Consider the following 12,635-nt stretch of genomic DNA (forward strand, 5'->3'; position numbering starts at 1 on the left):
TCGGGCGTCCGGCTTATAGTGCACGTCGCGCCAGTCCAGCCAAACCGCAGGATTACAGTTTGTCTAATGTCTCTCCGCCATCGTCCATGAGCGCACTCAATCCTGCGACCGGCTCGCCCCTGCGCGGAACCTTGAAGGGCGCGCTGGCGACCCTCGTGCTGTTGCTGCTCGCACTGCTGTTCTGGCAGCTGCTGGATCAGCTTGGCGAAACCCAGAAAAACCAGCGCCAATACACCATCGACTATTCCGCCGATCTGGCTGCGCAAGTCAGCCTCAACATGGCACTCAATGCCCAGATTGCCCTTAATCTGCTACCGATCATCGAACAACCGCAAAGCCCCGACGAACAGCAGGCATTGCTGCACAAGCTGCAACAATCGCTGCCCGACCTGCGAAGTCTGGCGCTGCTCAGTCCCACCGGAAAAATCCTCAGCGACAGTGCCACCGACAGACCAGACGCCAATTACCTGAGCGAACTGGTTCAGCGCAGCCACGCTCAGGCCCACTATTTCAGCAATGCCGACGACGGTTCGGCGGTGTACCTGCTCCTGCATCAGGCCAGTGGCAGTACCCGCGGCTATTGGGTCCTGCGCCTGACACCAACGTTTTTCTCCTCACTGACCAAACAAGGCGACGTCGGCATTCGCCCCCAATGGCTGGTGGAAAACCGCATTAATCATCAGATCATCAGCCGAGATGACGCGCAGCCTTCAGCCAAACCGGCCGTGCTGACATCTGATGAGCTGGCCAACAGCGTCCTGACAATCCCTTTGAGCAGCAGCGATTGGCAACTGCGCGGGGTGTTCGACCGGCAACGGGTGATCGAACAACTGCTGCCGACGTTCATTGGCAAATGCCTGCTGGGCCTGGCCCTCTCCTTGTTGCCATTCATCGCGCTGCTGAACATTCGTCGCCGTCAACGTCAATTGCACGAGGGCCGTCGACGCTATCAGGACATTTTCGAAGGCACTGGCGTTGCACTGTGCGTGCTCGATCTGTCCGGGCTCAAAAGTGTCTTCGACAGGGCTCAACTCAACAGTAGCGAGCAGTTGAAAGCCTGGCTCGAGACACCGGAGCAACGCCAGCAACTGCTGCAGGAACTGCGCATTACCGAGGTCAACCAAGTCGCCCTGCAACTGCTCAACGTCAATTCCTGCGATCAAGCCTGGAAACTGCTGATCGACGGCAGCCCACTGGACTGCACGGCCATCGGCAATCAAGTGCTCGATGCGGTGCTCCACCAGCAGAAACAGCTTGAGCTGGAAATCAAGCTTCAGGACGCCAATGGCCGCGACCAGCATTTTTGGCTGGTGCTGCGCCTGCCGGAAGATCAGACCGACTATAAAGCGGTGATTTTGAGCATCAGTGACATCACCAGCCGCAAGCTTGTCGAGCTGTCGCTGCTGGAGCGTGAAGGGTTCTGGTCCGACGTGGTGCGCACCGTGCCGGATCATCTGTATGTGCAGGATGTGGTCAGCCAGCGGATGATCTTCAGCAACCATCACCTGGGGCAAACACTGGGTTACAACCGCACCGAACTGCACCAGATGGGCGAGTATTTCTGGGAAATCCTGCTGCATCCCGAAGACGCCGATTACTACCACCGCTCGCGCCAGTCCCAGCGTCACGCGGGTTACACCCAATTGCTGCAATGCCAGCTGCGTTTTCGCCATCGCGATGGCAAATGGCGGCGTTTCGATATTCGCGAACAGGCTCTGGCGCGGGACAAGCACGATCAAGTCACCCGCATCATCGGCGTGGCCAAGGACATCACCGACCAGATCGAAGCCAGCGAGTCCCTGCGCGACAGCGAGCAGCGCTACCGGATGCTCGCCGAAAGCATCAGCGACGTGATTTTCTCCACCGACAGCAAGATGTCGCTCAATTACGTCAGCCCCTCGGTGCAGGCCGTGCTGGGCTTCGACGCCGACTGGATATTCCAGAACGGCTGGCAATCGACCATCGCCAATCCGCAACAACTGACCGGCATCTACAGCCTGATGGACCGGGTCAGCAAAGCGCTGGATAAACCCGAACAACTGGCGCTGCTGCGCAGTCAGGTGCAAACCCAGCTGTTTCTGTTCGACTGCCTGCGGGCCGACGGGCGCAAGATTCCCATCGAGTTGCGTCTGGTGCTGGTCTGGGACGAACACGGTGCCTTCGAAGGCGTGCTCGGGGTCGGTCGCGACATCAGTCAGCAACGCCGGGCCGAGAAAGACTTGCGCATGGCGGCCACGGTATTCGAGCACTCGACCTCGGCGATTCTGATCACTGACCCGGCCGGCTACATCGTCCAGGCCAACGAGGCTTTCAGTCGCGTCAGCGGCTATGCGGTGGCCCAGGTCCTCGACCAGTTACCGAACATGCTCACTGTCGATGAGCAGCAGGAAGCCCACCTGCGCTATGTGCTCAAGCAATTGCATCAGCACAGCACCTGGGAAGGCGAAGTCTGGCTCAAACGACGCAGTGGCGAGCATTACCCGGCCTGGGTCGGGATTACCGCGGTGCTCGACGACGAAGGCGATCTGGCCAGCTACGTGTGTTTCTTCAGCGATATCAGCGAACGCAAGGCCAGTGAGCAACGGATTCACCGTCTCGCCTATTACGACGCCCTGACCCACCTGCCGAACCGCACGCTGTTCCAGGATCGCCTGCACACCGCGCTGCAATCGGCTGAGCGACAGAAGTCCTGGGTGGTGCTGATGTTCCTCGACCTGGACCGTTTCAAGCCGATCAACGACTCTCTGGGCCATGCCGCCGGCGACCGCATGCTCAAGGAAATGGCCACGCGCCTGCTCGGTTGCGTCGACGATGACGACACCGTGGCGCGCATGGGCGGTGATGAGTTCACTTTGCTGCTGCAACCGCGGGCCAGCCGGGAGATCGCGCTGAACCGGGCGATTCATGTGGCCGAACAGATCCTCGCCAGCCTGGTGAAACCGTTCGTGCTGGAAGGTCGCGAGTTCTTTGTCACCGCCAGTATCGGCATCGCCCTGAGCCCTCAGGACGGCAGTGAACTCAGTCAGCTGATGAAGAACGCCGACACCGCGATGTACCACGCCAAGGAACGCGGCAAGAACAACTTCCAGTTCTATCAGGCCGACATGAACGCCAGTGCCCTGGAGCGTCTGGAACTGGAAAGCGACTTGCGTCATGCCCTGGAGCAAAACGAATTCGTGCTGTACTACCAGCCGCAATTCAGCGGCGACGGCAAACGCCTGACCGGCGCCGAAGCCCTGCTGCGCTGGCGCCACCCACGACGCGGCCTGGTGCCGCCGGGGGATTTCATTCCGGTGCTCGAGGAGCTCGGGTTGGTGGTGGATGTCGGCGACTGGGTCATCAGCGAAGCCTGCCGTCAGCTCAAGACCTGGCACCAGGCCAAGGTGCGAGTGCCGAAGGTTTCGGTGAACATTTCGGCCCGGCAGTTCTCCGACGGGCAACTGGGCACGCGGATCGCCAACATTCTCAAGGAAACCGGCCTGCCGCCAGCGTGCCTGGAGCTGGAATTGACCGAAAGTATCCTGATGCGCGAAGTCAGCGAGGCGATGCAGATCCTCGCCGGGTTGAAGAATCTGGGCCTGAGCATTGCTGTGGATGACTTCGGCACCGGTTATTCATCGCTCAATTACCTCAAGCAATTCCCGATCGACGTGCTGAAAATCGACCGCACCTTCGTCGATGGCTTGCCCTCGGGTGAACAGGATGCGCAAATTGCCCGGGCGATCATCGCCATGGCCCACAGCCTCAATCTGGCGGTGATCGCCGAAGGCGTGGAAACCCACGAGCAGCTCGACTTCCTGCGTGAGCATGGTTGCGATGAGGTTCAGGGGTATCTGTTCGGTCGTCCGATGCCGGCGAGTCGGTTTGAGGCGCAGTTCAGCAATGATGCGTTGTTCATGTTCGACTGAAGCTATGTGGTGAGGCTGCTGGCCTCATCGCGGGCAAGCCCGCTCCCACAGGGATTTGCGAATAATCAGATATTTTTGGCTGACACCGACTCTTGTGGGAGCTGGCTTGCCTGCGATGAGGCCCGTACAGGCACCGCATATCTGGTCATGAAGCCCACTTGTCTGCGACATGATGTCCTTTCATATGCCATCTAAAACCCATTGGGTTAGAATGCCCCCCTTTTCTGCCCCGATCCTTGAGGACCGCCATGTTCAGCCGTGATTTGACTATTGCCAAGTACGACGCCGACCTTTTTGCCGCCATGGAGCAAGAAGCTCAGCGCCAGGAAGAACACATCGAGCTGATCGCTTCGGAAAACTACACCAGCCCTGCGGTGATGGAAGCTCAAGGCTCGGTACTGACCAACAAGTACGCCGAAGGCTACCCGGGCAAGCGCTACTACGGTGGTTGCGAGTTCGTCGACGTGGTTGAGCAACTGGCCATCGACCGCGCCAAAGAACTGTTCGGCGCCGATTATGCCAACGTTCAGCCACACGCCGGTTCGCAAGCCAACAGCGCCGTTTACCTGGCCCTGCTGCAAGCGGGCGACACCATCCTGGGCATGAGCCTGGCGCACGGCGGTCACCTGACCCACGGTGCCAGCGTTTCGTCCTCCGGCAAGTTGTACAACGCTGTTCAGTACGGCATCGACGCCAACGGCCTGATCGACTACGACGAAGTCGAGCGTCTGGCGGTTGAGCACAAGCCAAAAATGATCGTGGCCGGTTTCTCTGCTTACTCGCAGATCCTCGACTTCCCGCGCTTTCGCGCTATCGCTGACAAAGTTGGCGCCTACCTGTTCGTCGACATGGCTCACGTGGCCGGTCTGGTCGCCGCTGGCGTCTACCCGAACCCGGTTCCATTCGCTGACGTCGTGACCACCACCACGCACAAGACCCTGCGCGGTCCACGTGGCGGCCTGATCCTGGCTCGCGCCAATGCCGACATCGAGAAGAAGCTGAACTCCGCGGTATTCCCGGGCGCCCAAGGCGGCCCACTGGAGCACGTGATCGCTGCCAAGGCGATCTGCTTCAAGGAAGCGCTGCAGCCTGAGTTCAAGACCTACCAGCAACAAGTGGTGAAAAACGCCCAGGCCATGGCCGGCGTATTCATCGAGCGCGGTTTCGACGTGGTGTCGGGCGGTACTCAGAACCACCTGTTCCTGCTGTCGCTGATCAAGCAGGAAATCTCCGGTAAAGACGCCGACGCCGCACTGGGCAAAGCGTTCATCACCGTGAACAAGAACTCGGTACCGAACGATCCACGCTCCCCGTTCGTCACCTCCGGTCTGCGTTTCGGTACTCCGGCTGTGACCACTCGCGGCTTCAAGGAAGCAGAGTGCAAAGAACTGGCCGGCTGGATCTGCGACATCCTGGCGGATCTCTCCAACGAAGCGGTGATCGACGCCGTTCGTGAGAAGGTCAAAGCCATCTGCAAGAAACTGCCGGTATACGGCGCTTAATCAGCCCGCTAAACCGCAGCAATGAAAAACCGGCCAGTGATGGCCGGTTTTTTTTCGTCCGCAATTTTTTTCAAAACGCGAAAAGGCTCAAGGTCGGGCCATTGCGCCCAACTGGTAAGACCGGTCATTCCAATTACTCAAAATTTGCTTGCGATCCCCCAAAAACAGCGCCTAGACTGCGCCTGCACTGGACATACCGGTAAGACCACAATAATTAAGTCCTGAATCTGATGCGCATCGCGCACGGCAGCCAGGACACCGACCAGGATTCCTCCCATGCTCAGATGGTGCTCGCGCTCAATCTTCCTCCAAGTGGTTCTCGGACTGGTGCTCGGCATCGTCTGCGGGCTGACCCTTCCCGAATACTCCGCCCGGCTCAAACCTCTCGGCGACGGTTTCATCAAACTGATCAAGATGCTCATTGGCTTGATTGTGTTCTGCGTAGTGGTCAGCGGCATCAGCGGTGCCGGCGACTTGAAGAAGGTCGGACGCATCGGCCTGAAATCGGTGATCTACTTCGAAATACTGACCACCATCGCCTTGGTGATCGGCCTGGTATTCGCCTTCACGACCGGCATCGGCAGCGGCGCGAACATTCACCTGGACCAGCTCTCCGCCGCAGACATGGGCGACATCGCCCAACGCGGTCAGCACATGGCTACCACCACGCAGTTCCTGATGAACCTGATCCCGACTTCGGTGATCGGCGCCTTCGCGGAAAACAACATCCTGCAGGTCCTGCTGTTTTCGGTACTGTTCGGCAGCGCGTTGAACCTGGTGGGCGAAGCGGCGTCGGGTATTTCCCGATTGATCAATGAGCTGAGCCACGTGATCTTCCGCATCATGGGCATGATCGTGCGCCTGGCGCCGATCGGCGTGTTCGGCGCCATCGCTTTCACCACCAGTAAATATGGCCTGGATTCTCTGCAGCACCTAGGCAGCCTGGTTGGCCTGTTTTATCTGACCTGTGTGGCCTTCGTGACATTGATTCTCGGCTTGGTGATGCGCCTTTCGGGCCTGAAGATGTGGCCGTTGCTCAAATACCTGCGCGAAGAACTGCTGATCGTCATGGGCACCGCGTCTTCCGACGCCGTGCTGCCACAAATCATGCGCAAGCTTGAGCACCTGGGCATCGGCAGCTCCACGGTCGGGCTGGTGATTCCGACCGGGTACTCGTTCAACCTTGATGGTTTTTCGATCTACCTGACCCTGGCCATCGTGTTCATCGCCAATGCCACCGGTACGCCACTGGCCATGACAGACCTGCTGACGATTCTGCTGGTGTCGCTGATCACCTCCAAAGGTGCCCACGGGATTCCCGGTTCGGCGCTGGTGATTCTCGCGGCAACACTGACGGCGATCCCGGCGATTCCGGTCGTTGGCCTGGTATTGGTGCTGGCGGTGGACTGGTTCATGGGCATTGGCCGGGCGTTGACCAACCTGATCGGCAACTGCGTCGCCACCGTGGCCATCGCCCGCTGGGAAAAAGACATCGATATCCAGCGGGCAAACAAGGTGCTGTCTGGCCAGCAGGGTTATACCTTCCAGACGAGAAAATCGGTTGCCCCGGCGCATCAACAGGAATTTTGACTACAGACCTATAGGAGCTGCCGAAGGCTGCGATCTTTTGATCCTGCTTCTCGGTGCTCCTCAACAACTTTCGAGGCTCATGGAGCGAACAAGTGATTACCTCTTCAACCGTCGTAAATTCAGTCGTAGAAAAACTTCGGGCCGCTCTGGCCCGTGGTCAGTGGCGTTCCGGCGAGATGTTACCGGGCCAACGTGAACTGGCCGAACAACTGGGCATCAGCCGTCCAAGCCTGCGCGAAGCGGTCATCGTGCTGGAAACCCTGGGGCTGGTGCGCTCCATGCCGGGCAAAGGCGTGGTGGTGCTGGAGGCCAATCTCAGCGACAGCCAAAGCCACGACAGCGCGGTTGCCGGGGCCAGCCTGGAAGACGTGCTGCAACTGCGCTACACCCTCGAGCCGTTCATTGTCGGCCTGGTGGCGCAGTCGATCAGCAGCAAGGAAGTCGGGCAACTGCGTCTGACCCTGATGGACATGCGCGAAGCCCTTGAGGCCAACGACAGCGAGGCTGGCGCGAATGCCTACATCGCGTTCCACGAGGAGCTGTTCGCCCTGACCTCGAACCCGATTTTCCAGAGTGTGGTGCAGCAAACCAGCAATGCCCTCAAGCAAAGCGCCGACGTGCTGCGCAATTCGCCGGAGCATCTGGCTGAACGACTTGAAGAAAACGAAGCCGTGGTGCGTGCCATCCGCAGCAAGAACAGCGCCCAGGCCAGCGCCGAGATGCGTCGGCACATCCTTCGGGAAGGCCAGCGGATGGGCATCGAATTGAACATCCCGGACGACCACCTCGGCAGTTGAACCCCCTCTTCGAACTGGAGACAGGCCATGAACAGCTTCGCCTCACCACAGATTTTCACTGCACTGCCCTTCTCCCGAACGGACACCGGGAAACCGCCAGCGGATGATCTCTATTCTCGGATCTTCGACGCCATTCTCGAACAGCGCATCAGCCCTTCCAGCCGTTTCACCGAAGAAAGCCTGGGGCATATGTTCGGGGTCAGCCGCAGCACCGTGCGCCGGGTTCTATCGCGCCTGTCCCATCAGCAGGTCATCATCTTGAGACCTAATCAGCGCCCGCGAGTCGCAGCGCCAACCCCCGAACAAACCCGCCAGGTACTCCATGCTCGTCGCCTGTCTGAAAGCACGCTGGTTCAACTCGCCTGTCAACGGCGCCATTCCGGCATGCTGGTCAAGTTACGCGAATTGGCCGAAGAGCAACGTCAGTGCATGGAGCGAGGCCTGCCCGGTACGGCTATCCGTCTGTCCGGCGAATTCCATCTGCAACTTGCCAACATGGCCGATAACGCCCCATTGGCGCACTTCCTCGGCAGCCTGGTACCCCTGACGTCGCTGGCGATTGCGCAGTTTGAACATCAGCCAAACAGCCACTGCACCTGGCGGGAACACAAGACGATTGTCGATGCAGTGGAGAGCGCTGACGTGAAGGCCGCAGTCAGGCTGATGAGCGAGCACTTGGATCATCTGGAGCAACGGCTGCTTCAGGCACGATGAAGATTGGGGGCGACGCGTACTTGTTGGACAACATCTCGCTCCTCCCACGCTTCAGCAGAAAGCAAAATTGACCCACGATAGCGCCTGCAAGAAAAGCTTAACCTCCGACTGTGCCATCATCCGCTTCACAAAGATCCCCCCCCCGCCTGCCGTGACACGGAAACACTCTTCCCTGTATTTTCTGCGAGTTCACCAAAACAAACCTCGCTTAACTACCAGGCACACACTTCAGTTGCTGTATCCACTTGAGCCAAACCCCTACCAGTATTCTCGACGCGATTCCACGCTGTACGTTTTCTACAACTTCGAAGCTTACAATAAAGCGACAATCTGTAACGGCAACATGAAGTTATAAGCTACACATTGGTGGCAAACCAGGAGCATGTTACTGTTTTTCCACACCAACTCAGGTGTTGATAAAACAAAGGAAGTTCATAATGAGCGAAAAAATATTTGCAATGTCTGGTGACTTCGATGGTGAATTCGAGTCCTATCAACAGGTGAGCAACAGCAGTATCGAATCGGCAGCACTGACGATTGTCGAGTGCGGCACCGAAAACTGCACCGTTATCTTGTGCTAAATCCTGGATCGAGCGCTGCTTCAGAGCATAAAACGCGCATCTGCGCAACAGGACTCTTGAGACAAGACCGGTTCCGTCAACCAATATAATTCCCTGAATACAATACAGCCAACGGCGACTAATGGCAGCCGATTGACCGCGGCTCAACAACTGATAAACGATGAGGACAACACTATGAGCGAACAAATTCTAAACATGTCTGGCGATTTTGATCGTGACTTTGAAGCCTACCAAGCCTCCGACAAAGATAATATTGAGGCGATGGGAACGACCATTATTGACTGCGGCACTCTGGGATGCACTGTCATTGGTTGCTCGACGATTTGAAAATAGTCAATTATCCCTTGCCCTGACCAGGTTTGCGTCGAACTCAAGTCAAATCGTTGAAAGGGGGCGATAAATAAAAAAATAGAGCAGGCAACGCCTGTTCTATTCATGTCAGGAGTTTCAGTATGTTGGCTAATTTCTTAAAGTTTCATCAGCGAGGTGAGCGCAGGTTTTCTTCTGACAGGGACATTGTCAATTTTGAAAATAACATGATCCGCCTGCATGCTGATGATCAGGCTGTGTTGCATTACTTTGGTCTGGACAGGGGGCAGTTGGCTTCGCATGTGAAAGGCCCCATCAATGCACAGCCGTTGCCCCCCGATGGCGAAACTGCGCTAGTGACTTTACAGAAAAAGATCGCCAGGCTTGACGCGATTAATACCGAGGCAGAAACGCCCCCGAGAAGCAACGAAGATTTCTATTGGTTCGGCTACCGTTTCTTTCTTTACTTTATAGATGAGTTCAAATCCGACAAGCGCTACTTGAACGCTTCGACGCATATTGATGAACAAGCGTTACTTTCGAGCCTTGAAGGCTATGTATTGGATAGAATTGGACGCACATCCGAACAGAGCCTGGTTCACTATTTGAATACGCAGATTTCAAAAGGCTACAACGTTGAGTTGGCTGAACTCAGCCAGCAACTCAGAACGCTTTCACTCACATCGTTTTTTGAATCATATCCGGTGCTGGCCAGTCTATTGTTTGGTCTGTTGGAGGATACAGTCGATTATTTGTTTGCTGTCATTCTCGACTTCGCTGCCGATATTGAATACCTGCAGAACATTTTTTCAATCCCATCCCGAAAAATAGACGCTATCGAATTTGGCCTGGGCGATCCTCATGGCCGTGGCGAAACGGTTTGTCGTGTTGAGGTCTGCGCAATGTCCCTGGTTTACAAGCCAAGGGCGAGCCGGGAGGCGCTTTTTTTTAATCGGTTACTCAGGCAACTCTATGAACAGACAGGAGCAGAGTGTTTTTCTATCTATGCGCCAAGGATTGTCAGCCGCGAGCGGCATAGCTGGATAGAAAAAATCGAGAATACGCCTTGCAAGAGCGAGGCAGACGTTGAACTGTTCTACAGAAAAATGGGGACACAAATCGCCGTCATCTATGCATTGAACGGTATCGACTTTCATCACGAAAATATTATTGCGTGTGGAAGCAATCCCGTAATGATTGACCTCGAGTGCTTGTTTACGGCTTCTACCAGTGACCTGTTATTTGACTTGCCTGCGGACTCCGCACTATTCAAAGCATTTAAATTAACCCGTCAATCGGTGTTTTCCAGCGGCTTTGTTCCCTTCGCGCAAGGGTCTGGTAACGACTTGAGCGGGCTGACACGACAAGAGCGATTCGACTCCACTGGCAAATCGCTAGTCTACGAAAGCGGATTTTATCATTTGCGAAAAATCAGTATCGAACATCGCCCACTGCATAAACACTTGCCTCTTCTGGCCGGGGAGCGCAAGGGGCTTGAGGCTTACAAAGAAGCGTTCTTTCATGGCTTTGAATATGCTTATGATGCGTTGATGACCCATCAGCAGATAGTTGTTCAAATGCTTGAACAATCCGCAGACGAACTCTCAACCCGTGTATTGATCAAAAACACCCAGCGCTATGCAGAGTTTATCGGACTGAGCCGTCATCCACGCTTTATGCAAAACATGCTGGATAGAGAACTTCTGCTCGCCACCTTGTGGAATGACTTGAAGGACGCCTACCTGGCAAAGGGCATTCCCCGTTACGAAATAACGGACCTGCAAAGATTGAGCATTCCGTGTTTTACCATGCCACTCAACTCCAATTATCTGGTGAGTGCGCAAGGTGAAACAATTGAGATGGCACAGGTAGAGCCGCCCATCAAAAGCTGCCGACAGAAAATAGAAAATATGTCTCGAGCAGACAGGGTATTGCAACGCACGATACTCGAAACGTGCTTGTTTCCAAAGCCAAATGAACATCAACCTCTCAATCTCAAACATGTTCATACGAAAGTTGAAAGCCCCCTCCAGACGGAGCGACTTGAGAGCGTTATGAGAATCGCCGCCTGCATTGAAGAACTCGCGGTGACGGATGCAGGGTCGGGCATAAGATGGCTATCCTTTCATACACACCCCACGACTCATAAAAAATACCTCTCCCCAATGGGCAATGGCCTGTATTCCGGCATTGCTGGGCTTGGGCTGTTTTATCTGAGCCTGTTCAAAGTGAGCGACAAGCCTCATTACTTGTCTTGTGCCGATCAAGTGTTGCACTCACTGGCTCAATCCTTTGGCTATTTCAAAAGCGACTTGAGTGTCAGCGCTTATCACGGACTGGGATCTTATATTTATCTCCTTGTGAGTCGTCAGCAGATAACTGGCGATCAAAGAAACAACGACAAGCTTGAAGAACTGCTGATCAAGCTGATCAACGCACCACTCGAAGACTATGACTTCGACTTCCTGGGGGGCTGTTGTGGTGCGGTGACTCTACTGGCGAATATCTATGAATTGTATCCACGAGAAGATGTGCTGCCAGCCATCCGACGCATGGTCGAATACATAAAAGGTGAAGTCACGATTGAAGATAACCGATTTTTTCGACGCAATGATCGCTCTGTCATTTTGACAGGCTTATCCCACGGTCTTTCGGGTGTAATCCATGCGGTGTGCAAAGCCTATGACGTGACTCACGATGAGTCTCTGGTGCCGTTGGCCATCCAGCTTCTCGAGGGTGAAAACCGGTGGATCCGGGACGGCTTCTGGCTTGACTTGCGGGACATGGAGAATCCGGGGCATTTGGCCAAGTGGTGCCACGGGGACGGAGGAATCCTGATCGCCAGGCGGCAACTCTTGAAGTCGATGGGAGATGCCATGGACGAATCAACCAGGCAGAAAGTGAATGACGATATTTCGAGATGTGAGAGCAATCTCTGGCGTCATGGGCTTGGTAGTGGTTATAGCCTGTGTCATGGCGACTTTGGCAATCTGATCTGCCTATACAATTTGTATCGAGAATCACGCAATCACCAAGGCGTCAGCAGAGTTGAACAGGCCTTCGATGAGGTCGCACATAATTTTTTCGAAGGGAACTTTCTCGGTGGCAATCAGGTTCCCGACATCAGTCTACTGACGGGAATATCTGGCGTAGGTTATGCCTTGCTGTACGGGATTGATCCGACTATCCCCAATATACTGTCACTCGATTTCGGCGTGCCGGCGTAGGTCCACC

The 12,635-nt window shown here is 55.7% G+C and carries 8 protein-coding genes; all 8 read left to right on the forward strand.

The window, feature by feature from the left end:
- The first annotated feature begins 59 nt into the window (after nt 1-59).
- The 8 genes from AB3226_RS10475 to lanM all read left to right on the forward strand — a co-directional run bounded on the left by AB3226_RS10475 (nt 60) and on the right by lanM (nt 12,628).
- Nucleotides 60-3,908 carry an EAL domain-containing protein gene (locus tag AB3226_RS10475; protein WP_367373018.1) on the forward strand — a complete coding sequence of 1,283 codons (3,849 nt, stop codon included), beginning with the start codon at nt 60-62 and terminating at the stop codon, nt 3,906-3,908.
- Between the two features lie 248 nt (nt 3,909-4,156).
- Complete coding sequence (gene glyA / locus AB3226_RS10480; protein ID WP_123357336.1) at nt 4,157-5,410, forward strand: serine hydroxymethyltransferase; 1,254 nt, start codon at nt 4,157-4,159, stop codon at nt 5,408-5,410.
- 276 nt (nt 5,411-5,686) lie between these two features.
- Nucleotides 5,687-7,000 (forward strand): C4-dicarboxylate transporter DctA, encoded by a 1,314-nt coding sequence (locus AB3226_RS10485; RefSeq protein ID WP_367373019.1) that lies wholly within the window; start codon nt 5,687-5,689, stop codon nt 6,998-7,000.
- Between the two features lie 92 nt (nt 7,001-7,092).
- The gene (locus AB3226_RS10490) at nt 7,093-7,797 is read left to right on the forward strand and encodes a FadR/GntR family transcriptional regulator (protein WP_367373020.1); all 705 of its coding nucleotides are present in this window, start codon (nt 7,093-7,095) and stop codon (nt 7,795-7,797) included.
- A gap of 27 nt (nt 7,798-7,824) precedes the next feature.
- Nucleotides 7,825-8,511, forward strand: a complete 687-nt coding sequence (locus AB3226_RS10495; protein WP_367373021.1) for a GntR family transcriptional regulator — start codon at nt 7,825-7,827, stop codon at nt 8,509-8,511.
- Nucleotides 8,512-8,948: 437 nt separating this feature from the next.
- Entirely contained in the window at nt 8,949-9,092 is a 144-nt protein-coding gene (locus AB3226_RS10500; RefSeq protein ID WP_367373022.1) for a hypothetical protein, read from the forward strand.
- Nucleotides 9,093-9,266: 174 nt separating this feature from the next.
- A complete protein-coding gene (locus AB3226_RS10505; RefSeq protein ID WP_367373023.1) occupies nt 9,267-9,419 on the forward strand; it encodes a hypothetical protein in 153 nt (50 codons plus the stop codon).
- A gap of 125 nt (nt 9,420-9,544) precedes the next feature.
- The gene (lanM, locus tag AB3226_RS10510; protein ID WP_367373024.1) at nt 9,545-12,628 is read left to right on the forward strand and encodes a type 2 lanthipeptide synthetase LanM; all 3,084 of its coding nucleotides are present in this window, start codon (nt 9,545-9,547) and stop codon (nt 12,626-12,628) included.
- Nucleotides 12,629-12,635: the final 7 nt, after the last annotated feature.

The sequence above is a fragment of the Pseudomonas lini genome (assembly GCF_964063345.1).
GTDB lineage: Bacteria > Pseudomonadota > Gammaproteobacteria > Pseudomonadales > Pseudomonadaceae > Aquipseudomonas > Aquipseudomonas lini_B.